General features: G+C 63.2%; 19 protein-coding genes. 8 read left to right on the top strand and 11 right to left on the bottom strand.

The features are described from left to right. Positions 1 to 122: 122 nt before the first annotated feature. From IVB31_RS17020 to IVB31_RS17010, 3 genes are all read left to right on the top strand, one after another. Positions 123 to 1673, top strand: coding sequence for a long-chain fatty acid--CoA ligase (locus IVB31_RS17020; protein WP_247324274.1), 1551 nt, complete (start codon positions 123 to 125; stop codon positions 1671 to 1673). Positions 1674 to 1761: 88 nt separating this feature from the next. Next, positions 1762 to 2982, top strand: a complete 1221-nt coding sequence (locus IVB31_RS17015) for an ABC transporter substrate-binding protein (protein WP_247324272.1) — start codon at positions 1762 to 1764, stop codon at positions 2980 to 2982. Then, complete coding sequence (locus IVB31_RS17010; protein WP_247324270.1) at positions 2975 to 4240, top strand: hypothetical protein; 1266 nt, start codon at positions 2975 to 2977, stop codon at positions 4238 to 4240. Before IVB31_RS17015 ends, IVB31_RS17010 begins: the two co-directional genes overlap by 8 nt. Here IVB31_RS17010 and IVB31_RS17005 read toward each other — a convergent pair. Further along, entirely contained in the window at positions 4227 to 5756 is a 1530-nt protein-coding gene (locus tag IVB31_RS17005) for a hypothetical protein (RefSeq protein WP_247324267.1), read from the bottom strand. The genes IVB31_RS17010 and IVB31_RS17005 overlap by 14 nt on opposite strands. Before the next feature lie 58 nt (positions 5757 to 5814). Beyond that, on the bottom strand, positions 5815 to 6585 hold the full coding sequence (locus IVB31_RS17000; protein ID WP_247324264.1) for a helix-turn-helix transcriptional regulator: 771 nt from the start codon (positions 6583 to 6585) through the stop codon (positions 5815 to 5817). Positions 6586 to 6769: 184 nt separating this feature from the next. On the opposite strand from IVB31_RS17000, the gene IVB31_RS16995 reads away from it, so the two are divergent. The 5 genes from IVB31_RS16995 to IVB31_RS16975 all read left to right on the top strand — a co-directional run bounded on the left by IVB31_RS16995 (position 6770) and on the right by IVB31_RS16975 (position 14198). Further along, entirely contained in the window at positions 6770 to 9013 is a 2244-nt protein-coding gene (locus IVB31_RS16995) for a marine proteobacterial sortase target protein (protein WP_247324263.1), read from the top strand. Between the two features lie 198 nt (positions 9014 to 9211). Continuing rightward, positions 9212 to 9781, top strand: a complete 570-nt coding sequence (locus IVB31_RS16990; protein WP_247324798.1) for a class GN sortase — start codon at positions 9212 to 9214, stop codon at positions 9779 to 9781. Positions 9782 to 9948: 167 nt separating this feature from the next. After that, positions 9949 to 10929, top strand: coding sequence for a glycosyltransferase family 2 protein (locus tag IVB31_RS16985; protein WP_247324249.1), 981 nt, complete (start codon positions 9949 to 9951; stop codon positions 10927 to 10929). A gap of 160 nt (positions 10930 to 11089) precedes the next feature. Further along, complete coding sequence (locus IVB31_RS16980; protein ID WP_247324248.1) at positions 11090 to 13309, top strand: acetate--CoA ligase family protein; 2220 nt, start codon at positions 11090 to 11092, stop codon at positions 13307 to 13309. Between the two features lie 61 nt (positions 13310 to 13370). Continuing rightward, entirely contained in the window at positions 13371 to 14198 is an 828-nt protein-coding gene (locus IVB31_RS16975) for an MlaD family protein (protein WP_247324247.1), read from the top strand. Between the two features lie 3 nt (positions 14199 to 14201). Here the strand turns inward: IVB31_RS16975 and IVB31_RS16970 are convergent, their stop codons facing one another. From IVB31_RS16970 to urtA, 9 genes are all read right to left on the bottom strand, one after another. Beyond that, positions 14202 to 17291 carry an autotransporter domain-containing protein gene (locus IVB31_RS16970; protein WP_247324246.1) on the bottom strand — a complete coding sequence of 1030 codons (3090 nt, stop codon included), beginning with the start codon at positions 17289 to 17291 and terminating at the stop codon, positions 14202 to 14204. Positions 17292 to 17549: 258 nt separating this feature from the next. Continuing rightward, positions 17550 to 18590, bottom strand: coding sequence for an aliphatic amidase (locus tag IVB31_RS16965; RefSeq protein WP_247324245.1), 1041 nt, complete (start codon positions 18588 to 18590; stop codon positions 17550 to 17552). A gap of 41 nt (positions 18591 to 18631) precedes the next feature. Then, positions 18632 to 19009 (bottom strand): zinc ribbon domain-containing protein, encoded by a 378-nt coding sequence (locus IVB31_RS16960; protein ID WP_247324244.1) that lies wholly within the window; start codon positions 19007 to 19009, stop codon positions 18632 to 18634. Between the two features lie 91 nt (positions 19010 to 19100). Then, positions 19101 to 20330, bottom strand: a complete 1230-nt coding sequence (gene fmdA / locus IVB31_RS16955) for a formamidase (protein WP_247324243.1) — start codon at positions 20328 to 20330, stop codon at positions 19101 to 19103. 27 nt (positions 20331 to 20357) lie between these two features. After that, entirely contained in the window at positions 20358 to 21047 is a 690-nt protein-coding gene (gene urtE / locus IVB31_RS16950; protein ID WP_247324240.1) for an urea ABC transporter ATP-binding subunit UrtE, read from the bottom strand. Between the two features lie 11 nt (positions 21048 to 21058). Continuing rightward, positions 21059 to 21814 (bottom strand): urea ABC transporter ATP-binding protein UrtD, encoded by a 756-nt coding sequence (gene urtD / locus IVB31_RS16945; protein WP_247324238.1) that lies wholly within the window; start codon positions 21812 to 21814, stop codon positions 21059 to 21061. 10 nt (positions 21815 to 21824) lie between these two features. Further along, the gene (gene urtC / locus IVB31_RS16940; protein WP_247324237.1) at positions 21825 to 22970 is read right to left on the bottom strand and encodes an urea ABC transporter permease subunit UrtC; all 1146 of its coding nucleotides are present in this window, start codon (positions 22968 to 22970) and stop codon (positions 21825 to 21827) included. Positions 22971 to 22987: 17 nt separating this feature from the next. Further along, positions 22988 to 23914 (bottom strand): urea ABC transporter permease subunit UrtB, encoded by a 927-nt coding sequence (gene urtB / locus IVB31_RS16935; protein ID WP_247324235.1) that lies wholly within the window; start codon positions 23912 to 23914, stop codon positions 22988 to 22990. Between the two features lie 130 nt (positions 23915 to 24044). Then, positions 24045 to 25304: an urea ABC transporter substrate-binding protein gene (gene urtA, locus IVB31_RS16930; RefSeq protein WP_247324234.1), complete on the bottom strand. Its 1260-nt coding sequence runs from the start codon at positions 25302 to 25304 to the stop codon at positions 24045 to 24047. Positions 25305 to 25423: the final 119 nt, after the last annotated feature.

Genomic DNA, 25423 nt, shown 5'->3' with positions numbered 1-25423 from the left:
GCGCCAACTCCGGATCAAAAAAAGACGTCCATGCACAAAACTCCGGCTGGCCCCAGGGACCACACCGGGCATAGTGCACGGCAAAGAATGCGGGCGGCACCAGACCGCCGAGGGAGGGATTTTTGGCCGTTCGTTACTACGACTGGATCGCTCATCATGGCCGCCGCACGCCGAACAAGGTTGCGGTGATCGACCTCGCGAGCGAGCGCCGTTTTACCTATGCGGAGCTCGATGCCCGCATCTCGCGTCTCGCTTCAGTTCTGCGTCACACGCTGAAGGTCTCGCGCGGCGACCGTGTCGCGGTGCTGGCGCTGAACACGACCGATACGCTGGAGGTGCAGTTTGCCTGCGGGCGGCTCGGCGCGATCTTCGTCCCGCTGAACACCCGCCTCACCGTTCCCGAGCTCCAGTTCATCACCGGCGATTGCGCGCCGAAGGTGATGATCCACGATACCGATCTGGCCGAGACGGCGCTTGGCGTCGCAAAACTCTGCGGCGTCACCAGCAGCCTGCTGCTCGGATCCGGCGGCTCCTACGAGGCCGGCATCGCCGCGGCAAAGCCGCTCGAGGCAATCGAGGAGGTCACGCTCGACGATCTCTCGACCATCATGTACACGTCGGGCACCACGGGTCATCCCAAGGGCGCGACCATCACCCATGGCATGACCTTCTGGAATTGCGTCAATCTCGGCGGCCCCGCCTGCATCGGGCCCTCCTCGGTGCTGCTCACCGTGCTGCCGCTGTTCCACACCGGCGGGCTGAATTGCTACACCAACCCCGTGCTGCATGCCGGCGGTAGCGTGATGATCATGCGCGCCTTCGATCCCGGTACGGCGCTCGGCCTGATCAACGATCCCGCGCAGGGTATCAATGTGTTCTTTGGTGTGCCCGCGATCTACCAGTTCATGGCGCAGCACCCGGCCTTCACGACCACCGACCTCGGCCGGCTGATCGTCGGCGGTGTCGGCGGCGCGCCGATGCCGGTGCCGCTGCTGAAGGTCTGGGAGGCGCGCGGCGTCGCGCTCCAGCAAGGCTACGGCATGACCGAGACCTCGCCGGCCGTGCTGGTGCTCGACCGCGAGGACGCAGCACGGAAGGCCGGCTCCGCCGGCAAGCCAGTTCTGCACACGGAAGTCCGCATCGTGCGTCCTGACGGCAGCGACGCCGATGTCGGCGAGCTCGGCGAGCTCTGGGTGAAGGGACCGAACATCACGCCCGGCTACTGGAATAAGCCGGAGGCGAATGAAGCGTCGTTCACCGACGGATGGCTGCACACCGGCGACGCGACCCGCGTCGACGAAGAAGGTTTTTACTATATCGTCGACCGCTGGAAGGACATGTACATCTCCGGAGGCGAAAACGTCTATCCGGCCGAGGTCGAGAACGTCCTGCATCAGCTCACGACCATCGCCGAAGCCGCCGTGATCGGGATTCCCGATCCGCAATGGGGCGAGGTCGGCCTCGCCATCGTCGCGGTCAAGCCGGGCCAAAAGCTGACGGAGGCCGATGTCTTTGCGCATTGCGCGGCCAATCTGGCGCGTTTCAAATGCCCGCGCCAGGTTCGCTTCGTCGAGGCGCTACCGCGCAACGCCACCGGCAAGATCCACAAGCCGACCTTGCGCAAGGAATTTTCGGTGACCTCCGAAATCGACAAGAAAGTCGCCAACGCCTGATCAAAGCGCCGCTCTCGCGGGCGCTCTCTTTTTCCACATGCCTGCTCCAGCTCAAAGAAACCCTCAAGGAAGTTTCAAGGAATTTTTCATGAACAAGACACTCTCCCTGCTTGCTGCAACAACAGCGTTGGCGCTGCTCACAACTCAAGCCGCGTATGCGCAAAAGAAGTACGACACCGGCGCCAGCGACACCGAAATCAAGATCGGCAATGTCGAGGCCTATTCCGGTCCCGCTTCCGCCTACGGCGTCATCGGCAAGACCGAGGAAGCCTATTTCAAGATGATCAACGACCAGGGCGGCATCAACGGCCGCAAGATCAACTGGATTTCCTATGACGACGGCTACTCGCCGCCCAAGACCGTGGAGCAGATCCGCAAGCTGATCGAGAGCGACGAGGTGTTCCTGGTCTTCAACGCGCTGGGCACGCCGACCCAGACCGCCGTGCAGAAGTACCATAACGCCAAGAAGGTGCCGCAGCTCTTCCTCGCCACCGGCGCCAGCAAGTGGAACGACCCAAAAGGCTTCCCCTGGACCATGGGCTTCCAGCCAAGCTACCGGGTCGAGGCCCGGATCTTCGCGAAATACATCCTGCAGGCCAAGCCGGATGCTAAGGTCGCGATCTTCTATGCCAACGACGATTTCGGCAAAGATTACGTGGCCGGCATCAAGGAAATCTTCGGCGACAAGGCATCTTCGCTGATCGTCGCGGAGGAGAGCTACGAGACCACCGAGCCCTCGATCGATTCCCACATTGTCAAGCTGAAGGACACCGGGGCCACGGTCTTCGTCAACATCGCAACGCCAAAGTTCGCGGCACAGGCGATCAAGAAGATCGCCGAGTTGGAGTGGAAGCCGATGCAGGTGATGACCGACGTCTCGATCTCGATCGGCGCGGTCATGCAGCCGGCCGGCCTGCAGGCTTCCGAAGGCGTGCTGTCGGCGACCTATCTGAAGGACGCCTCCGACCCGCAGTGGAAGAACGACGAAGGCATGATGAAATTTACCGCCTTCATCGACAAATACATGCCGGGCGCCAACCTCTCCGACCTCAATCTCGTCTACGGCTACGCCGCCGCGCAGACCATGGTACAGGTCCTGAAGCAGTGCAGTGACGATCTGACCCGGGAGAACGTGATGAAGCAAGCCGCGAGCTTGAAGGATTTCGCGCCCGAGGTCCTGATCCCAGGCATCAAGATCAACACCTCGCCCACCGACTTCGCCCCGATTGAGCAGCTCAAGATGATTCAGTTCAAGGGCGGCAAATGGGATCTGATCGGCGACGTCATCAGCGCCGAAACAGGTGGTTAGCTTTCCGCCGGCGCGGCAGCCCGAGGATCCGGAGCCGTCCCGCGCGGGGGCGGCTCCGCGCCATGATGAAACGAGGGCCAAAGGGCCGTTTTTCTTTCTTCACATCCGCAAGACGGCCGGCGTCTCGCTGCGTGGTCTGCTCGCCAACCGTTTCCCCGCCGACCGGGTCCTGTTCCAGGCCCATTCGGTCAGCGGTCCGCAGCAGCCGGGCGATGCGTTGTTCGCGACCGGACATGTCGGGTTCGACTATGCCGCGCGGTTCAGTGTCGCGCCGGTGATTTTCACAGTGCTGCGTGAACCGGTGGCACGCTGTGTCTCAGCCTGCACGTTCTTTCAAAGTCACAGCGAAACGTTTTTCCACACGCTCGCGACCGAACTCAGCTCTGGAGAGTACCAGGCTCGCCGGAGATTTCAGGAGAAGGCCCGCAGCCTCGGCACGGCGCGTTTTCTCGTCGAGGAGGAGACGCTGGCGCGCCATTGGCTTGCCAACGTGCAGACGCGACAGCTGGCCGGAGCTGCGGGCGCCGATTTGAGCGATGATGATCCGCGCCTGCTCGAGGCTGCGCTGCAACATATCATGCGCGTCGATCTCGCCGGAATTTTAGAGCGCGAAGCGGATACGCTGCAGCTGCTCGGACAGATGATGGGTTGGAGCCAGTTCGGCCCGTTGCTGCATCTCAACCGCACGCCACGATCCGACCTTCCACCCGTCGATCCGGAGTCACGCGAGATCCTGCGTTGCTGGAACGCGCTCGATCTACAGCTTTACGCGGAGGCATGCCGGCTGTTCGATGACAGGCTCGGCGCCAGCGGGGCTGTTCCGGAGCTTGCGACCGCGATCGGGGCCGACGGTTTCACCCCGGACCAGCCTCTGCATGGCTTCGGCTGGCACGAGCGGGAGCATCACGAAGGCCGCTGGCTTTGCTGGAATTCTGCCGCTGAGGCGACCCTGAACTTGCGGACCGCGACGGCGCGTCCTTCGCGCTTGCAATGCCTGCTGTCCCATGTCCTCAACGAGGAAGCGCTCCGGCAGCTCGACATATCGCTGAACGGCCAGCCGCTCGTGCTGCGCAGATGCGCGGTGCAAGGCGGCATCCTGCTCGAAGGCGACGTTCCCGCCCATGTTTGGAGTGCCGATGCCGATCGTGCCTTGCTGACGTTCCGTTGTCCGGTGATGGGATGCCCGCCCCGGGTCGATGACGCACCGTCTGATCTGCGGCAGCTTGGCTTTGCGCTGGCGAAGCTCAGGCTGTTCTGATGTCAGCCGGCTGCTTGATCAGCAGCTGATCGCGAGCATTGCTGTTGACGCCGGAAGGCGCGCTCGCACTGATTGCGATGGCCATAATGGGAAGGCCAAGCCGCCGCGCATCGTTGCCGGCCGGAAACCGGGGGCAAGTCCACGCTAGCCTGGCCGTCCCGCTATTCGGCAGATCGAGACTGAGCGTAAAGCCGTCGCCATCAATCGCGATCGACGGATCCGCGACGCGGACACCGTCCAGATAGAAGCGAACGCCGATGCGAGCCTGGGGCTCGCGTATCTCCGGGGAGTCGATCCGGACGATGTTGCCGCCGGGCGTCCCCCGGATCCAAACGACGGCCTCAGGCTCGCTCCAGCGAAACTTGCGGCCGTGCCACGTCTCCTCAGCATGGAAGCCGGCCTTCGCAAGCACGCCCAATTGCGCCGATGCGGCGCGTGCACCCCTCCGAACATCGCGGATACAGCCGAGCCGCTGGACATCGATCAGTGCGGCAATGTAGCGCCTCAGCCAGCGAGAGATTCTTTCGGGTGGGCCAGTCAGCGCCACGGCGGTCAGGATGCAGCGCGCCCGGATCGCGGCGAAAAGCGCGCGGCACCGCGCAGGACCATCGCCGAACAGGGCCGGCTCGGCCCAGCGCCAGAGCGCGAGCAATACTTGGTGCGGCCTTCCCAACGCATGGCGCGATAAGCCACTGCGCACGACAACCCGAACGGCCTCGCGCGCCAGCGCGGGATCGAAATTGTCCTGACAGGCCCATTCCACCGGAATTTCGAGCAGCTCGCTGCCGGGTTCGTTGCGAGCTTCGCCGAGATAGCGAATCTCGCCTTGCACGAAATCGAGCGTGAACTTCTTCAGCTCCCCGATCTCGCCGATATAGTAATGATGGAAGCGCGCCTCTTCGAGATAGCCGATTGCATACCCCCTCGCATGATACGCGGCGGCAAGCACCCATTCGGCGAAATGGCCGAGATCTTCGCGCAGGCCGCCGCACTCCCGATAGACGTCGCGCTGCGTCACGAAGCACTGATCCAGCACCTTGCGCCAGGGATGTTGCTTCATGCCGAACTCGATATCGGCCTGGTACATGGCGGCCTCCGCCACGGATAATCGATTATGGCAGATCGGGATCGAACGGCAGGAAAAACCGGCCCAGTCGGGATGAGCATCGATGGCGCGAATGCAGAGTTCGACGACGTCGGGTTCGGGCCGGCAGTGCGATTCCGTGAAGAACAGATAGCTGCCGCGCGCCTTCGTCGCCCCGAATGCGCAGAGCCCGATGTCGTGCCCGGAATCGGTGAATTCGAGGCGGGCCTTGTCGCCGGCCAGCGCCTTCAATTGCTCGCGTGCCGTGAAATCCGGCGGCACGACCAGAATGATCTCGTAGAGCGATTTGTCGGCGGTCTGCGATGTCCAGCCGAGCCAGGACAGCTCCCACTGCCCGCGATGATATTCGAGCGGGATGATGATGGAAAACAGCGGAGATTCGCCGCCGGGTTCTGCAGTCGCGTCGAACATGACCCGCTTTATAAACGGATGTGCGACCGATAGCCGACTAATTTGTTAACGAACTTAACTATCCCGGCAGAAACAACGCAAACGCCTCTTCCACCGTACGGCGCAGGTGCTTTCGATACAATTCGTGGTTGGGGTCTTCCGGACCGACCCGTCCCAGCGACGGCTTCGGGACGTTGCGGAGCGGCACGTAGGCGATGGGCGCTGCGATCGGCGTCAATTGCGAGCCGGGGCCGGCGCGGAGCGTCGAGATGATCCCGTACATCTCGCCGGCGACAGTCGGCCGCGACACCGTGATCACGCGATGCTGGCCGTGCTTGATGATGACGAGATAGATGAACCCGGACTGATGCGGCACCGCAACCTGACCGGTGTGCTCATAGGCGGCATCGGTGCGCTCACCCTCGCGGAACATCAGTGAAGAGACCTTCGGCTCCCAGACGATCTCGGTGCGGTAGGCGAAGATCGCGTCCTTGTCGCCGAACGACGGCCGCAGCGTGATGTAGACGTCCTCGAGCCAGGTCACCGCGCGATGTGCATAGGAGCCGAGGCTGTCGGGCGCGACATCGCTTGCGGCCGGTGGCGCCGCCACGATGGCGCTTTTGCGTAAGGAGACGCCGAGCGCCTGCTCCAGCCGCACCGTCGTCGCCAGCGTGAACGGCCGTCGGCCGCCGAGCACCTTCTCCAGCGTCGACAGGCTGAGCTTGGCCTGCTCGGCCAGCGCCTGCCGGGAGATCCGGCGCCGGGCCAGCTCCTCGCGAACGGTCTCCGCAATCTCGCGGCTCTGCTCGTCCGAAAGCTGCTTGTCGGGGAGGTTATCCTGCGTCTGCATCGTGGCCCTGCTCCAGGACGACATCCTAGCAGGGCGGACAAACCAGCACAAAACCGCACTTGGCCATCTGGGAGGCAGCCCGTCCGGGCCGGCCGTGGCGGAACATTGCCGATCATTCTGCTCGCGGAATCCCCCTCTCCCGACCGATGCTCGCCATCGTCAACATTCTTCGGGAGCAGGCCAAATGGACAATTACGGCGCAGTCGACAGCAACGAACACCCTTGGCTGGGCAGACTGATCGTGGTCGGACTGTTCCTTCTGGCGCAAGGTATCGCGGTGATGCTGGTCGCCGTCGTGGCGCTGCTGGTGAGCTTGGAGCCCGGCTGGTCGGCGACGACTGAGCAGGCGAGCCTGCTGCAGCCCGGCGATGCCAAATCGGGCAGCCTCCTCCTGAAGGACGACGACGTGACCACGGAGGCGATCCGCCTCGGCATCGACGTCGACATCACGGTATCAGGTCCGACGCTGCGCGCCCGCATCACTCAGGTCTTCCGCAACCCGACCAAGGACTGGGTCGAAGCAACCTATGTCTATCCGCTCCCCGCCGGCGGCGCCGTCGATTCGCTGAAGATGGTGGTCGGCAATCGCGTCATCGTCGGCGACATCAAGGAGCGGCAACAGGCGCGCGTGATCTACGAAGAGGCGCGCCGCACCGGCCAGAAGGCCGCGCTCACCGAACAGGAGCGGCCGAACATCTTCACCAACTCGGTCGCCAATATCGGTCCCGGCGAAACCGTGCTGGTGCAGATCGAATACCAGGAGCCGGTGCATCAATCCGGCAATGAATATTCGCTGCGCCTGCCGCTGGTGGCCGGGCCGCGGTACAATCCGGCGCCGATCGTGCAGAGCGTCGACTTCCGCAACGACGGCTCCGGCTGGGGTGCGACGACGTCGGACCCGGTGCCGGACCGCGACCGCATCTCGCCGCCCGTGCTGGATCCCGCCAAAAACGCGCCGGTCAACCCGACCAGCATCACGGTGCGCCTAAAGGCCGGCTTTGCGCTCGGCGAGGTCAAGAGCCCCCACCACAACGTCAAGATCGAGAGCCCGGACACCACGACGCGCATCGTCACGCTTGCCGACGGTGCCGTGCCGGCCGACCGCGATTTCGAGCTGACCTGGAAACCCGCCGCTGCGAAGGCGCCGTCGGTCGGCCTATTCCGGGAGCGCGTCGGCGACGCCGACTATTTGCTCGCCTTCGTCACCCCGCCCAGCGCCGAGCAGGCGACGCAGAAGCCGCTGCCGCGCGAGGTGGTGTTCGTGATCGACAATTCCGGCTCGATGGGCGGCACGTCGATCGTTGAGGCCAAGGCGAGCCTCACTTATGCGCTCTCTCGTCTCCAACCGGCCGATCGTTTCAATGTCATCCGTTTCGACGACACCATGGACGTGCTGTTTCCGGCCCCCGTGCCGGCTGACGCCGCACACGTCAATGACGCCACCGCGTTCGTCAGCGCCTTGCAGGCGCGTGGCGGCACCGAGATGGTGCCGGCGATGCGCGCGGCGCTGACCGACAAGCTCGGCGACACCAGCATGGTTCGCCAAATCGTGTTCCTGACCGACGGCGCGATCGGCAACGAGCAACAATTGTTCGAAACGATCACGGCAATGCTGGGCCGCTCCCGCGTGTTCATGGTCGGCATCGGGTCCGCGCCCAACACCTATCTGATGACGCGCGCCGCCGAGCTCGGCCGGGGCGCCTTCACTCATATCGGCTCCGTCGAGCAGGTCGAGGAGCGCATGCGGGGCCTGTTCGCCAAGCTCGAGAACCCGGCCGTAACCGGCCTCAGCGCAAAATTCTCCGAGGCCAAGGCCGACGTCACACCGGCCATCATTCCCGACGTCTATCGCGACGAGCCGCTGGTGCTGGCGGCAAAGCTCGACAAGCTCGCGGGTTCGCTCGAGATCAAGGGCCGCGTCGGCGACCGCCCATGGTCGGTGACACTGCCGCTGCAAAATGCGGCTGAAGGCAAAGGCCTGTCGAAGCTCTGGGCCAAGCGCAAGATCGGCGATGCCGAAGTGGCGCGCACCTTGCGCGAGATGACGCCTGAAGACTCCGACAAGGCGATCCTGGCGCTGGCGCTCGACCATCAGATCGTCACGCGGCTGACCAGCCTCGTCGCGGTCGACAAGACGCCGAGCCGTCCCGAAGACGCGCCGCTCAAGCTCAGCGAATTGCCGATCAACCTGCCGGCCGGCTGGAATTTCGCGAAGCTGTTTGGCGAACGACCGCAGGTCCCGGCGCAGCTCCGCGAACGGCACGCCGATGCGCGCAGCCAGCCGGCCGCCGCACCGGATGCGATCCGCCTGCCCAAGACTGCAACCTCGGCCGAGCTGAAGCTGATTACAGGCCTGATCCTGATCCTGCTCGCCCTGATCCTGTTCGTGTTCAACCGGCGTCAGACCTTGCTCACTGACGCCGCTTGAGAGAGGAGCCCCCGATCTCCTCTGTTAGCGCGCGCGGCTGCCCGTCCCACACCAACGGCCGCGCGCGCCTTTTTTGAACACGCCATCTCAACCGAATTCGTCATTGCGAGCGAAGCGAAGCAATCCAGAAATCCATCCGCTGAGGCAGTCTGGATGGCTTCGTCGCAAGGGCTTCTCGCAATGACGGGAATTGACACAATGCCCCGCCTCATCTCCCCCCTGGCACTCGCACTGATCGGCGTCCTCCTGTTCGGCGACGGCGCCTATATCCATGCCAAAGCCTGGCTGGCGCAGCTGCTGCTGGAGCGCGCGTTCGACAGGAGCGTTGCGACCGGCGAGATGATCAGGCCCTGGTCATGGGCCGACACTTGGCCGGTCGCGCGGATCGAGGTGAGGCGGATCGGCGCCAGCGCCATCGTCTTGGAAGGCACCAGCGGCCAGGCGCTCGCCTTCGGACCCGGCCATATCCACCAAACGGTTGATGCCGGCGAGCGCGGCATTGCGGTATATGCAGCGCACCGCGACACACATTTCCGTTTCCTGCGGAATGTTGCGATTGGTGACGTAATCGAGGTCACACGCAGTGACGGCAAATACTTTCGCTATCGCGCGGATTCCTCCGCGGTCGTCCGTTTCGATGAGTCTGGCATCGATCCCGCAACGCAGAACTTCGAGCTGGTGCTCGCGACCTGCTGGCCGTTCGACGCCGTCACGTCCGGCCCGGAGCGCTATGTCCTGCATGCCACCTTGATTACAACCGGTGAATAGCGGTTCGCAATCGGTTCTGTCCGGGATCAACCGCCCGCTTCTGAAACCGCGCCTGACCTCCCCGTCGGTCGCGCCTGATGGAACCGCTGAACTGGCGTCGTCGGCCGGAGACTTACAAAGAATGGCCGGTTGATCATATTGCACTGCAACTTGCGAGAATAACGGTGATGGACGAGGAGTTCAGGCGGCGTCTCGAACAGCTCGAAAACCGCGTCGCGCTCTTTGAGAGGAACCAGGATCTCATTGCCGCCGGGCAAAGACGCTCCTCGCTTCGGAGCCTCTGGCGGCGTCCCCCGATGTGGACCTTCGAGCAATATCCGCCGCGCCTGCTCAACCTGACGGCTTTCCCGCCAGCGCCTGCGATCGATGCGAGCCCGCCCCGGATCGCGATGGTCACGCCGAGCTACAACCATGCGCAATATCTCGGCGCCACGATCGACAGCATCGTCAGCCAGAATTATCCGAACCTGACTTATCACGTGCAGGACGGCGCCTCGATCGACGGCACGCGCGATCTGCTGAAAAAACTCGGCGAGGGCGTCAGTTGGAAGAGCGAGCCGGACAAGGGACAGTCGAACGCCATCAATCTCGGCTTCGCCGGTGCCGACTGCGAGATCATGGCCTATCTCAACAGCGACGACATGCTGCTGCCCGGAACGCTCGCCTATGTCGCCAACTACTTCATGTCGCACCCCGATGTCGACGTCGTCTACGGCCATCGCGTCTTCATCGACCGCGAAGGCCTCGAGGTCGGACGCGCCGTGCTGCCGCCCCATGACAGCGAGGCGTTACGATATGCCGACTACATTCCGCAGGAGACAATGTTCTGGCGCAAGCGCGTGTGGGACACGATCGGCCCGCTCGACGAGAGCTTTCACTACGCGTTGGACTGGGACTTCATCCTGCGGGCGCAAGCCGCAGGATTCAAATTCGCGCGCTTGCCGCGATTTCTCGCCTGCTTCCGAATCCATGACGCACAGAAGACGGCATCCACCTATGCGGTCGGTGTCAGGGAGATGGGCATCCTGCGGCGCCGCGTTCTCGGCTTCGATCCGACACAGATGCAGATCCGACGCGCCATCGCTCCCTATCTCGCGAAGCAGCTGGCCTATCACTACGCCTGCAAGCTCGGGATACTGAAATACTGAACGACAACGCGGACTGCGTTCCGAACACGTCGATCAACCCGTGCTTGATGCGCACTCATTCCATCGCACGGCATTAACACCCGCACGGTTGCTACTCCAAAGAACTCGCCATAGAACAGCGTGACGCGCCGCCAAGAACAACAACAGTTGAGGTCACGCCATGGAAGACAAGGTGTCTGCTGCGTCCGTTTTTCCGCGCCCATGGTCTCCATCGGCTGACGCCAGTGACATCGTCAAGGGCATCCACGCCATGCTGCACCCGCGCAACATCGTGCTGGTGGGCGCGACCGACAAGCCGGGCAACTATGCCGAGCGCATCTGGAACAATCTGGTCAAATACGGCTACGAGGGCGGGCTCTATCCGGTCAATACCAAACGCGACACCATCTGGGGCGTCCCCTGCTACAAGGATTTTGCGACCCTCCCGGAAAAGCCCGATCACGTGCTGGTTCTGGTGCCTGCACGCTTTGCCGTGCAGGTGATCCGCGATGCCGCCGCGGCCGGCGCGCGTTCGGCCACCATCGTCACCTCGGGCTTCAGTGAATTGCAGGATGAGGAGAGCCAGAGGCTCGCCGCTGAATTGCAGGCGGCCGTGCGCGAGACGGGCCTCGCCGTCACTGGTCCGAACTGCCTCGGCAATTTGAGCGCCGGCGAAAAGCTCTTCACCAATATCGACGACCGGATCGTCACCATGGAGCAGGGCGCGGTGGCCATTGCCGGGCAATCCGGTGCCATCGTCATGGCGATCCGGCAGGCGCTGGAAGATCGCGGCGTCGGGGTTGGCTACATGGTGACGACCGGCAACGAGGCCGGGCTCGAGACGCCGGACCTGATGCGCTATTTCGCCGAGGATCCGAGCATCAGGGTGATCGTGGTCTACCTCGAAGGCGTGCGCAACACCAAGGCATTCCGCGACGCCTGCAAGGCGGCGCGCGCCGCCAGCAAGCCGGTGATCGCGCTCAAGCTCGGCTCGTCGGAAGGGGGGCGCGCGGCAGCGATGGCGCACACCGGCGCACTCGCGGGCTCGATCGAGACGTTCGACGCCATTGCGACGCGCGAAGGCGTCATCAGGGTCGACGGACTCGACGAGCTGATCGAGACCACCGAATGCTTCGTCCACGCCGCGGTGCCGAAAGGAGACAGGCTCGCTGCGGTCACGCTGTCCGGCGGCAAGCGCGGCATGCTGCTCGACGCCTTTTATGCCGCAGGCCTGAATTTTGCACCGCTGAGCCCGCACGTCGGCTCCGAGCTGGCAAAAATGCTTGGGCCAGGCTCGATCGTCGGCAATCCGCTCGATGCCGGCTTTGCCGCGGTGGTCGATCCCTCCGTCTACATGAAATCGATCGAGCTGATGATCGACGATCCCGACATCGACATCGTCATCATCGATGCGGAGCTGCCGAAGGCGCCGCACGAGCTACGTGAACGCAATCTGCGCATCGTCGACGGGATGGCGAGCCGGGCCTCAAAACCCGTGATCTATATCAGCGCGATGTCGATCGGCTTCACCGAATTCACCAAAACCTTGCGCAAATCGCTGCCGAATCTCGCTGTCATGCAGGGCATGGATCGCGCGGTGACTGCGATCAAGTCGCTGCTCGACTATGCCAAGCTGCGCAAGGAAGTGCCCGACATCGTCTCGAGCTCGAAACCTGCCGCGCGTGTCGTGCTGGAGAAGGCGCTGAAATCGGCAACCGGCGCCGCGCTCGACGAGGTCGCCTCGAAGAAGCTCCTGAAGGCCTACGGCATTCCGATCTCGAAGGAGGCGATCGCACAGACGGCAGCCGAGGCCGCGAAGATCGCCAAGCAAATCGGCTTCCCGGTCGTGGCCAAACTCGTCAGCGCCGAGATCCTGCACAAATCCGACATCGGCGGCGTGGTGCTGAATCTCACCAGCGCGGCCGAGGTGAAGAAGGCATTCACCGACATCACCGCGCGGGTGAACAAATTGAAGGGCAGGCCCAAGCTCGACGGCATCCTGATCGCGCAACAGGTCAAGGCTGATCTCGAGCTCGTGGTCGGCGCCTCGCTCGATGCCGAGATGGGACCGGTCGTGCTGTTCGGCACCGGCGGCATCGACATCGAGCTCATGAAGGACGTGGCGCTCGCCGGCGCGCCGCTGGACGAGGCCGAAGCGCGGCTCCTGATCGGCCGCACCAAGGCCGGCATCAAGATGCGCGGCTATCGCGGCAAGCCCGCCTTGCACGAGGCCTCCGCCGTGAAAGCGCTGGTCGGCCTGTCCAACCTGATCGCGGATGCCGGCGACCGGATCGCCTCGATCGACGTCAATCCGTTCCTGATCAATGCCAAGACCGGCGTGGCCGTCGATGCCCTGATCGTGCTGAACAATGCTGCAGCAAAACGCGCTGCGGAACATTGATGGCCAGCAGGGCGGCAGGGCTCCTTCCAACTTCCCCGCTTTGGCCGTAAAATAGCCCCGCATGGCACGCGCGAGCAATCTGGTGATCGGAACGGCGACGCTGACGGCGATCGCCGTGGCGTTCGGCGGCCTGCTCGGTGTGCAGAAATGGCGCACCACCCAGAGCCGCAGCCAGTTGCGCGTGGTGTTCGAGGGCGGCTCCGCCAGCGGCCTGCGCCGCGGCGGGCCGGTCAATTTCGACGGTATTCCCGCGGGCCAGATCCTGTCGATCAAGCTGGACAATCCGCGCAAGGTCGTGGCGCTCGTATCGCTCGATAACACCGCGCCGATCCGCAAGGACACCGTCGCGGGCATCGAGTTCCAGGGTCTCACCGGCGTCGCCGCGATCTCGCTGATCGGGGGCGCGCCCTCCGCACCGCCGGTGCCGCTCGACTCGGACGGCGTCCCCGTGCTGACTGCCGATCTCAGCGACGCCGAATCCATCGTCGACACGCTGCATAGTGTCGATCGCACGATCGTGAGCAACGCCCCGGCCATCAAGGAGGGCCTGCGCACGTTCGAGAACCACACCGCCGATCTCAGGAGCAAGGGCGGCGAAATCGATTCCGTCATGGCCAAGGTCGACAGCGCCTTCGCGGGCTTCGACAAGGCCGTCACGAAGATCGAGGGCGTGGTGCCGGGCTTCGTCGACGGCAAGGCGGATGAGCTGTTTGAAAAGATACAGGACTTGCGCGAGCTCGCCGACACCATGAAGAAGAAATCGGCGAACTTCCTCGAGGACATCCGTCGCTCGCTGCTCGACGTCAGCGAGGCCGCCAACAAGATGAGCGGGACGCCGACCCCCGCCGCCACGCGCCCGCCACGCAAGCCCACGCAGCAGAAGCGGTAGAGCCTACCAGGCGTAGCGGACGACGCCCTTGCCGGCGTAGGAGCGGGTGACGTTCGAGAACTCGCCCTCGAAGGTCGCCGACGCGGACCAGCCGTTCATCCAGCTCATCTGCACCGATGCCGTGGTCAGCGCGGAGTCGCGCGCCTGCGCGGCGCCGTTCACGACGAAGGCCGATCCCGGCAACGTCTGGAATACCGCACCGACGCTGCGGTCCGGATTATAGTCATGCGCCCAGGCGACGCGGCCGCGCAGGGTCATCAGGCCACCGGCCGCCGCGAATGATTTGTCCGCGCGCAAGCCGAGCTCGGTGCGGGTGCTGGTCACGTCCTTGGCGGCATAATTCAACGCGAAGACGTTGCTGCCGACCACAGCGAACTCCGAATAGCTCGGCAGGCTGAACATGGTGGCCTGGAGCGCCGCATAGGGCGTGAGGCCGATCCACTGCGTGGCTTGGCGATAGCCGCCTTCGATCCGGCCAGAGAGCGCGTTGGCGTTGAACTGCGCCCGCAACTGATCGACACCGGCAGCGGTGACGATGCGGTTGGTGGTGACATCCTGCCAGCCATAGGCCAGCGCGGCCGTGATATAGGCCGGTCCCGCCGTGTGGCGCACGAAGGCGCCGGCCTGGAACAGGTCGGAGCGGCCCCAGCCGAGCCCGTTGACGTTGAAGCCGGTCGCGCCGCCCGCAAGCGCGAAGCCGGCGATCGTCGACGGCGAGAAGCGGTAATCGAGGCCGACCGCGGTGCCATAGACGCTGCTGCTGGTGGTGTTCGAGCCGAGAGCAGCGTTGCCGTCGGTGGTCTGCGAGCCGCCGTAGCCGGCCGCCCACACATCCCAGCGCTGTTCGAAATTGGCCGGCGGCGCCTTGCGATAGATCGAGGCCAGGGCGTCGCGTGGGTTCTTGTCCCGTGCGGTCTTGCCGCTCCCGGCATACGCGTTCGCGCTCGCCTCGTCGGCGAATGGCGTCGCTCCCGGTGCGCCGCCGCGTCCCGAGCCAAACACGTCGGTCAACAGGCCGAGGAACAGGTTCATCGCATTGAATGTCGACTGTTGCGATCCCGTTGCCGACTCGCCGGAAGCCTGCGTCAGACCCTGGGGCGTGAGATTCGCCAGCGCCACAGGCAGACTGCCACCATTGTTGAAGGTGCGGGTCAGGACGTTGGCGACGTTCTGCTGATTGATGTTGAGGCCGCCGCCATAGCCCAGCACGAGATCGAGGAAGACGTTGTTGGGATCGCGGCTCAACGTCGCACGCAGGTTCGGCGACAAACCGCCGACGACCGGATTGAACGTGTCGGGCAGCGTTCCCGCGGTCAGGATCTTGTAGTGATTTGTGATCGTGCCGACCGGTACGACCGTGACAGTAGCACCATTGAGCGTGGATGTCCCGGTGACGACCGCGATGCCGTTGCTCGCACCGGAAACCTGCACCATATAGCTCGACGCGGTCGTGAACGTGAGGTTGCCGGACACGGTGAGCGTTCCGGTCGGATTGCCCGGCGCCAGCGTGCCGCCATTGACGACGATGTTGCCGACCGTGCCGACGCCGCCGAATGTGCCGCCCGCGGCAACGGCCACATTGCCGTTGATGGTGCCGGCCAGCATCAACGTGCCGCCAAGCACGTTCCAGTCCTGATTGCCGATGCCGGTCACGGTCCAGGTCGAGCTGTCGATCTTGTTGAAGGTCGAGAAGCCGTCGTATTGGAGGCCGGCGCCGATCAGGTCGAGATTGAACGTATCCTTGCCGATGCCGCCGAGCTGGAACGTGTCGGTGCCGGTGCCGAGCACCAGGCCGTTGATGATGCTACCGGGCCCGAGCGTAAGCGAGTTCGGGCCGCAGATGCAGAATTCGACCGCGGCAAAGCCGGTCGCGGCGTTGATTGTTCCCGAGTTGAAGACATCCGCCCCGCCACTCACGCTGATGCCGATACCGTTGAACCCGACGGTAATGGTGCCGGTATTGACGATCTGGTTGGTCGCGCCGAACGAGCTTACGTCGATGCCGATGCCGGTATCGCCGACGACGATCGTGCCCTTATTGATGACGGTGTTGGAATCACCGGAGACAATGATGCCTTCGGCAAAATCGACGCCCGTGATCCGCCCGCTGTTGGTGATCGTGGAGGACGAGCCGTTATAGGCGATGCCCCAACCACCCAGGCCGACATTGATCGTGCCGCTTTGGCTGATCGCGGCCCGATCGCCCTGCACCGAAATGCCCGCCGATCCGCTATCGCCCGTCGTGATCGAACCGCCATTGGTCACCTTGGCGTCATCGCCCTGCACGGCAATGCCGACGCCGAAGTCCAGGGCTGTAATGGCGCCGAAATTACTGACCGTTTGAAAGTTGCCCTGCATGAAGATGCCGGCGGCGTTCTGTCCGACCCAGATCGTGCCGGTAGCCGTGTTGATGACCGTGTTGTTGTCGCTGATGGCGAGAATACCGCCGGACAATCCGGTGGAATCGCCGACAGTGATCGCGCCAGCATTGGTCACCGTCGCGTTGCCGAAGACGAAAATGCCGATCGCGTCGTCAAGCCCGGCGATCGTGCCGCCGGCTGCGTTGGTCACCGTATTGTTCACGGCACCGAAGATGCCTGAGCCCCCGGCCCCGACTGACAGCGCGCCGCTATTGGTGACGGTGTTGTTGTCGCCTACCGAGATCGCAGCGCCGCCGTCACCCGTCGTGATCGTTCCGGCATTGGTGATGATGTTGTGGTCGAGCGCAGAAATGCCGAGGCCGTTGTCGAGCGCGGTGATGCTACCGTTATTGGTCACGGTGTTGAAATTTCCGACGCTGATGCCGGTAAGGCCCGAGCCCGCCGACAGCGTGCCGTTGTTGGTGATGGTGTTGAAATCGTTGACGCCGATCGCGACCGCCCCGTTGTCGGTCACGGTCGCACCGGACAACACGTTGACGCTCAGACTATCGATGCCGGGGCCGGCCTGGAAGCCGTCCGCATCGGTGCCGCTACAGGTCACGGTCTGGCCACTCGAAGCCGGGTCAGGCGCACATTGCGCGTTGACCGGCGTCGTCGAAAGGCCAAGGCCGCACACGAGCGCCAGGATTGCCGATGCACCAGCGGATGACACGGAGCCATGCCCGCGCAGCCCACCCTGCGGCCTCCATGGCACCCCGCCCCTCACGCCACTCTCCCCACTGTTCCCAGGGAACTTAGGCCATGAGGAGGTCCCGTAGAACTACGACCCGACCCAAATGCGTCCGTTTGGCGCACAACCAAGGCAGAATCCAACGGCCATGTTGCAACCGGGCCACGGTTTTGCCCAGCGCAGTTACCATTGCGCGTCAGATGTGGCTTGCGCGGCCGACCGGATATCGGCCGCTATGGCTTAGTAGTTGCTGGCAGCCGCTTCATTCGGGATGCCGTCGATCGGACATTCGGCGGTCCCCGGCGTCGAGCGGGTCATCGCCTCGACCATGTCCCGCGTACCTTCGGGATCGGCGATCCAGTTCTTGTAAAAATCATACGGGCAGGCCGCGACGCCGCGCGGGCTTTCGCCGGAATTGATCATGCCGGTGTAGCCGCGATGGACCAACTTGTAGAGGTGGTTCTGCGACTGGCCGTTGCGGCGGGCATCGCGGATCAGATGTTTCGACAGCTGGGCATATTGGATGCCGTAGTCCTCCTCGCCGCATTCGCCGAGCGTGCGGCCGTCGAAGCCGATGATCGCGGAGTGACCGAAATAGGAATAGACACCGTCGAAGCCGGCGGCGTTGGCGACGGCGACATAGACATTATTGGCCCACGCCATCGCTTTGGAAATCATGACCTGCTGTTCCTTGGCCGGATACATGTAGCCCTGGCAACGCACGATCAGCTCGGCGCCCTTCATGGCGCAGTCGCGCCAGATCTCGGGAAAATTGCCGTCGTCGCAGATGATCAGGCTGACCTTCATTCCCTTAGGACCGTCGGAGACATAGGTGCAATTGCCGGGATACCAGCCCTCGATCGGTACCCACGGCATGATCTTGCGGTACTTCTGGACGATCTCGCCCTGGTCGTTCATCAGGATCAGGGTGTTGTAGGGTGCCTTGTGCGGATGCTCCTCGTGACGCTCGCCGGTGAGCGAAAACACGCCCCACACTTTCGCTTTGCGGCAGGCCTCCGCGAAGATCGCGGTTTCCTCGCCCGGCACCGCGCAAGCGGTCTCGTACATCTCCTTGGAATCGTACATGATGCCTTGGGTGGAGTATTCCGGGAAGATCACCAGGTCCATGCCGGGCAGGCCGGTCTTCATGCCCACCACCATGTCGGCGATCTTGCGGGCGTTATCGAGCACCTCGGCCTTGGTGTGCAGGCGGGGCATCTTGTAGTTCACCACTGCGACGCCGACGGTGTCGTTGCTGCTGGAAATGTCACCATGAAGCATTTTGAGTCGCTCCTGTACGCTGTTTGAGATTGCCGCGTGAATTAGTGGCTGATCATCCAGGGCCGCGCAGTGGGAAAGCCCTTGGCGCCGCTCCTGGTCTTGGTCACCAGCCGCGCCGGCTTTTTCTTGTCGGTCGTGCTCTTGTCCTTCACGGTCTTGCCCGACGAGCAGCAGCCGCAGCCGGGGCCGTGCGAGGCCTTGTATTGCGCGAGCGTCTGCGGCGCGTGCGTGCTGCGCTCGTTGACGGCGTGAGCCTTGCGCGTCTCCGACGGCATGCAGAAGAAATTCGGCGCGGTCAGGATGACGCGCGGCGCCATCGTCTCGCAATTCGGGCAGCCTTGCGGATCGTCGCATTCGGCCATCGGCCTGAGGTCCTTGAACGGACCGCAATCGTCACAGAGATATTCATAGACCGGCATCGCATCATCCCTACGCTGTTGCCTGTGAGAGAACTGCCGCGACGGGATGCAGGGCGGCAGATTCGCCGTCCCGCATCCCGTCGCGCAGGGATTACTTGTCCGGCGAGATCGGCATCTGGATATCGCCGGTGATGTGCTTGATCGGTCCTGCCGACGACGGCATCACGTCGAAGTCGAAGATCTCGGTCGGCAGCCACAGCGTGGCGCAGGCGTTGGGCACGTCGACCACGCCGGAGATGTGGCCCTGGCATGGTGCGGTGCCGAGGATTGAATAGGCCTGGGCGCCGGAATAGCCGAACTTCTTCAGGTATTCGATCGCGTTGAGGCAGGCCTGGCGGTAAGCGATGTGGACGTCGAGATAGTGCTGCTTGCCGGCCTCGTCGACCGAGATGCCTTCGAAGATCAGATAATCCTTGTAGTTCGGCGTAATCGGCGACGGCTTGAAGATCGGGTTCTTGATGCCGTACTTGGCCATGCCGTCCTTGATCACTTCGACCTTCAGATGCAGCCAGCCGGCCATCTCGATGGCGCCGCAGAAGGTGATTTCGCCGTCGCCCTGGCTGAAGTGCAGGTCGCCCATCGAGAGCCCGGCGCCGGGCACGTAGACGGGGAAATAGATTTTCGAGCCGCGAGACAGATCCTTGATGTCGCAATTGCCGCCGTGCTCGCGCGGCGGCACGGTGCGCGCGCCCTCCGCACCGATCTTGGCCTTGACGTCGCCCTTGGCGCGGCCGCCATGGGCGGTCGGCGCGAACGGCGGGTTGGCAAGGCCGGGCACGCGGGTCGGATTGGTCGCGATCAGCTCGGCCTCGCGCTTGTTCCAGGTGTCCAGCATCTTCGGATCGGGCAGACAGCCGATCAGGCCGGGGTGAATGAGACCGGCGAAGTTGACGCCGGGCACGTGGCGCGACGAGGTATAGAGGCCCTTGATGTCCCAGATCGACTTCTGCGCCAGCGGGAAGTGATCCGTGAGGAAGCCGCCGCCGTTCTGCTTGGAGAAGAAGCCGTTGAAGCCCCACAGGCTCTCCTTCATCGGACCGACGTCGAGCAGGTCGACGACGAGGAGATCGCCGGGCTCGGCGCCCTTGACGCCGATCGGGCCGGAGAGGAAGTGCACGATCGAGAGATCGATGTCGCGCACGTCATCGGCGGAGTCGTTGTTCTTGATGAAGCCGCCGGTCCAGTCATAGGTCTCGATGATGAAGTCGTCACCGGGATTGACCCAGGCCACGATCGGAATGTCGGGGTGCCAGCGGTTGTGCACCATGTCATTTTCATAGGGCGACTTGGTGAGATCGACCTTGATCAGTGTCTCTGGCATCGAGATGCTCCCCTTTTACACGGTTGGTTAGACGGACAGATATTTCGAGACCTGTGCGGCATCGACGCTGGCGCGCGGATCGTCGCGCACGATCTCGCCGTTCTCGATCACCAGCACGCGGTCGGCGATATCGAGCGCGAAGCTCAAAACCTGCTCGGACACGACGATCGACAACCCCTTTTCGTCGCGGATGCGCTTCAGCGTGCGCGCCATCTCCTTGATGATCGACGGCTGGATACCTTCGGTCGGCTCGTCCAGCAGCAGCACTTTCGGCTTGGTCGCGAGCGCACGCGCAATCGCGAGCTGCTGCTGCTGGCCGCCGGAGAGATTGCCGCCGCGGCGGCCCTTCATCTCCAGCAGCACCGGAAACAGCTCGTAGATGTCGGCCGGCACCTCGGTGCCGCCGGAGACCACGAGGCCGGTCTCGATGTTCTCCTTCACCGTCATGGTCGAAAAGATCATGCGGCCCTGCGGCACATAGGCGAGGCCCTTGGCCACCCGATCATAGCTCGGCAAATTGCCGAGCTCGGCGCCGTCCATGGTCACCGAGCCGCTCTTGGTCGGCAGGATGCCCATCAGCGACTTCATCAGCGTGGTCTTGCCCATGCCGTTGCGGCCCATGATCGCCACGATCTCGTTGGGCGCGACCTTGACATTGAGCCCGTGCAGCACCTCGCTCTGACCATAGGCGACGTGAAGATCGGAAATAGCCAGCATCAGCGTGCTCCTCAATGACCCAGGTAAACTTCGATGACCTTGGGGTCGTTCTTCACCTTCTCCATGGTCCCTTCGGAGAGGATCTGACCTTGGTGAAGCACGGTAACCTTGTGCGCGATGTCTTCGACGAACTTCATGTCGTGCTCGATCACCAGCACCGAACGATTCTTGATGATGCGGTTGAGCAGCTCGGCGGTCTTGGCGCGCTCGGACACGCTCATGCCAGCGACGGGCTCGTCGAGCATCAGCAGATCGGGGTCCTGGATCAGCAGCATGCCGATCTCGAGCCATTGCTTCTGGCCGTGGCTGAGTTCGTCCGCAAAGGTATTGAGCTTGTCCTTGAGGAAGATCATCTCGGCGACCTCTCCAACGCGGTCCTTCACCGGCTGGTCGCGCTGGAAGGTCAGCGAGCCGAACACGGTGCGACCGCGGGGAAAGGAGATCTCGAGATTCTCGAACACGGTGAGATCCTCAAATACCGACGGCGTCTGGAATTTTCGCCCGACACCTGCCTTGACGATCTCGTTCTCCTTCAGCTTCGTCAGCTCGGTACCGCGAAACTGGATCGAGCCGGTGGTTGCCTTCGTCTTGCCGCAGATCAGATCGAGCACCGTGGTCTTGCCGGCGCCGTTGGGACCGATGATGACGCGGATTTCGTTCTCCTCGACATAGAAGGAGAGATCATTCACCGCCTTGAAGCCGTCGAAGGAAACAGTGAGGCCGGTGACCGCGAGCAGAAAATCCTTGGGCTGATGTCCCACGAGCATGATGATCTCCTCACTCAGCCGGCGCGCCATCGGCGACGGAATTATCGACCCACGCGCCCGACTTCGCCTTGCGCGACGGCAGCAGCCGATCGATGCGGGGCTGCACGTAATCGGCCCAGAGTCCGGACAGGCCATTCGGGAAGGCGAGCACGACCGCGATGAACAGCGCGCCGAGGCCGAACAGCCAGAGCTGCGGGAACGATTCCGAAAGGCTGGTCTTGGCGAAGTTCACCAGAAGCGCGCCCCACACCGCGCCGAAGATCGACGTCCGACCGCCGACCGCGGTGTAGATCACCATCTCGATCGACGGCACGATGCCGACGAAGGACGGCGACATGAACCCGACATTGAGCGCAAACATGGCGCCGCCGATCGCGGCGAAGATTGCGGACATGCAGAAGGCAAAAATCTTGAAATTGGCGACGCTGTAGCCGGAGAAGCGGACGCGGTCTTCCTGTTCGCGCATCGCCACCAGAATGCGACCGAGCTTGGTCAGGCGGATGAATTGCGCGATGCCGATGCAGGCGAACAGCAACACCACCTCGACGAAGTACAGGATGACCTTGGCATGGTCCGGCCGGATGTCCCACCCCTTCAGCGTCCGCAGGTCGGTCATGCCGTTGATTCCGCCGGTGTAGCCCTGCTGCCCGACGATCAGGATGGTCAGGATGGCGGCGACGGCCTGGGTGATGATCGCGAAATAGGTGCCGCCGACACGACGTTTGAACATCGCGGTGCCGATGATCAGGGCGAAGAGACCGGGGACCAGGATGATGGCGAGAATGGTGAGCGAGAGACTATGAAATGGCTGCCAGAACAACGGCAGCGACGTGATCTGATTCCAGTCCATGAAATCCGGAATGCCCGGCGTCGACTGGATTTTCGTGTTCTCTACGCTGGAGGCTTCCAGCTTGAGGAACATCGCCATGCAGTACCCGCCGAGGCCGAAGAAGACGCCTTGGCCGAGGCTCAGAATGCCGCCATATCCCCAGCATAGCACCAGGCCGACCGCGACAAAGGCGTAGGTCAGGTATTTCGCGACCAGGTTGAGGCGGAAGACATCCAGCGTCAGCGGCAGGATCAGGAACAGGACCGCTGCGAGCGCAACGAAGCCGATGAGCTCGGATCGGTTGAAGAAGCGTGAGCTGATGATCATGACGTTGCCTGCTTCCGTTATTTGCGGACTTTGAGGGCGAACAGGCCCTGCGGCCGCAGCATCAGGATGCCGACGACAGCGAGCAGCGTGAGCACCTTGGCCATCGATCCAGACAGGAAGAACTCGAGCGTCGATTGCGTCTGGGAGATCGAGAACGCGGAGGCGATGGTGCCGAGCAAGCTTGCGGCGCCGCCGAACACCACCACCAGGAAGGTATCGACGATGTAGAGCTGGCCCGAGGTCGGCCCGGTCGAGCCGATCATGGTGAAGGCACTGCCGGCAACGCCGGCGATGCCGCAGCCGAGACCGAAGGTGTAACGGTCGACCTTTTCGGTGTTGATACCGACCGCGCCGGCCATGATGCGGTTCTGCACGACGGCGCGGACCTGACGGCCCCAGCGCGACTTGTACATGACATAAGCGACGCCCAGCGTGATCAGCAGGGTCAGGCACATCACGAAGACGCCGTTGATCGGTACTTCGATGCTTTCGGTGACGTGCAGCGATCCGAGCATCCACTGCGGCAGCTCGACGCCAACCTCACGCGCGCCGAACACGGAGCGATAGGCCTGCTGCAGGATCAGGCTGAGGCCCCAGGTCGCGAGCAGCGTGTCGAGCGGGCGCTTGTAGAGATGCCGTATCAGCACCCACTCCACCAGCATTCCCAATGCACCGGATGCGACAAAGGCCAGGATCATCGCGAGGAAGAAGTAACCGCTAAAGAGACTCGGCAAGTAGGACTGGAAGAAATTCGAGGTCATCCAGGTGACGTAGGCCCCGAGGATCATGAACTCGCCATGGGCCATGTTGATGACGCCCATCTGGCCGAAGATGATCGCAAGACCGAGCGCCATCAGCACGTAGACGGAGAACAGGATCAGTCCTGCAAAACCCTGCATGACGAAGATGGAGCCGAGATCACCAAGCGAATAGTCGCCGAACATCGATGTCCTCCGTCGGGGATAAGGGTCCCGCGTCGCGAGCAGGCTCGCGACGCGGGGGTCTTGGGCGTGGATTTGCTGTCCACGCCAGGGAGCTGCATGGTCTTGAAGGAAACGGCGACGAGCGCCGCTCTTACTGGTAGCCCTTGGGGAACGGATCCGGCTCGACGAGATCGGCGGTCTCGAAGATCAGCTCGAACTGGCCGTCGAGCTTGGCGCGTCCCACCCGGGTCTTCGACCAGAGGTGATGGTTTTCGTGGATGCGCACGTATCCTTCCGGAGCGCCCTTGAACTCGACGCCGGGCGAGGCCGCCGCGATCTTGTCGACGTCGAAGGAGCCCGCCTTCTCGACCGTCAATTTCCACAGCCACGGGCCGAGATAGGCAGCCTGGGTGACGTCTCCGATCACGGTCTTTTCGCCCCACATCTTCTTGAACGCCGGGACGAAGGTCTTGTTGTTCGGATTGTCGAGCGACTGGAAGTACTTCATGCAGGCATAGGCGCCCGCGATGTTCTCGCCGCCGATGCCGTCGATTTCGTCTTCGGTCACCGAGATCGTCAGCAGCGCCTGCTTGGAGAGGTCGATGCCGGCGGCCTTGAGCTGCTTGTAGAACGCGACGTTCGAGCCGCCGACGACGTCGGTGAAAATCACGTCGGGCTTGGTCAGCTTGATCTTGTTGATGACCGAGTTGAACTGGGTGTTGCCGAGCGGATAATATTCCTCGCCGACGACCTTGCCCTTCAGCACGTTCTCGACGTGCTTGCGCGCGATCTTGTTCGAGGTGCGCGGCCAGATGTAGTCGGAGCCGATGAAGAAGAACGACTTGGCGCCCTTCTCCTTGGCGATCCAGTTCAGGCCGGCGAGAATCTGCTGGGTCGCTTCCTGGCCGGTGTAGATCACGTTCTTGGACTGCTCGAGGCCTTCGTAGAAGGTCGGGTAATAGAGCATGCCGTTATACTGCTCCATGACCGGCAGCACGGCCTTGCGCGAGGCCGAGGTCCAGCAGCCCATGATCGCCGCGACCTTGTCGTTGACGAGCAGCTTCTTGGCCTTTTCGGCAAACGTCGGCCAGTCGCTGGCGCCGTCTTCCTGGATGAACTTGATCTTGCGTCCGAGCACGCCGCCCATGGCGTTGATCTGCTCGATGGCGAGCTTTTCGGCTTCGATCGAGCCAGTCTCGGAGATCGCCATGGTGCCGGTCGCCGAATGCAGGATGCCGACCGTCACCTCGGTGTCGGTGACCGCGAGGCCTGTCGTGTTGATCGCCGAGGTCGCCGGGGCCTGCGCAAAAGATGCCCTCGGCAGCATCGTGATGGCCGGCAGGGCCGCCATTCCCATCAATAATTTGCGCCGGAGCGGCGACAAAAGGCCCTTGTTCGCTTCGTCTGACATGAGCACCCCACTGTTTGTTCGAGGACACGCGTTTGGTGCCGTGAGGATGGCTCGAATTTGTGCACTGCAAGCATACGCAAGATCGCGTATACTGCACCGCAAAATGACGACGTAGGCTT

Source organism: Bradyrhizobium sp. 21, assembly GCF_023073335.1.
In the GTDB taxonomy this organism is placed as follows: domain Bacteria; phylum Pseudomonadota; class Alphaproteobacteria; order Rhizobiales; family Xanthobacteraceae; genus Bradyrhizobium.
Note: the sequence above shows the minus strand (reverse complement) of the source record. Positions and strands in the feature narration are given on the sequence as shown.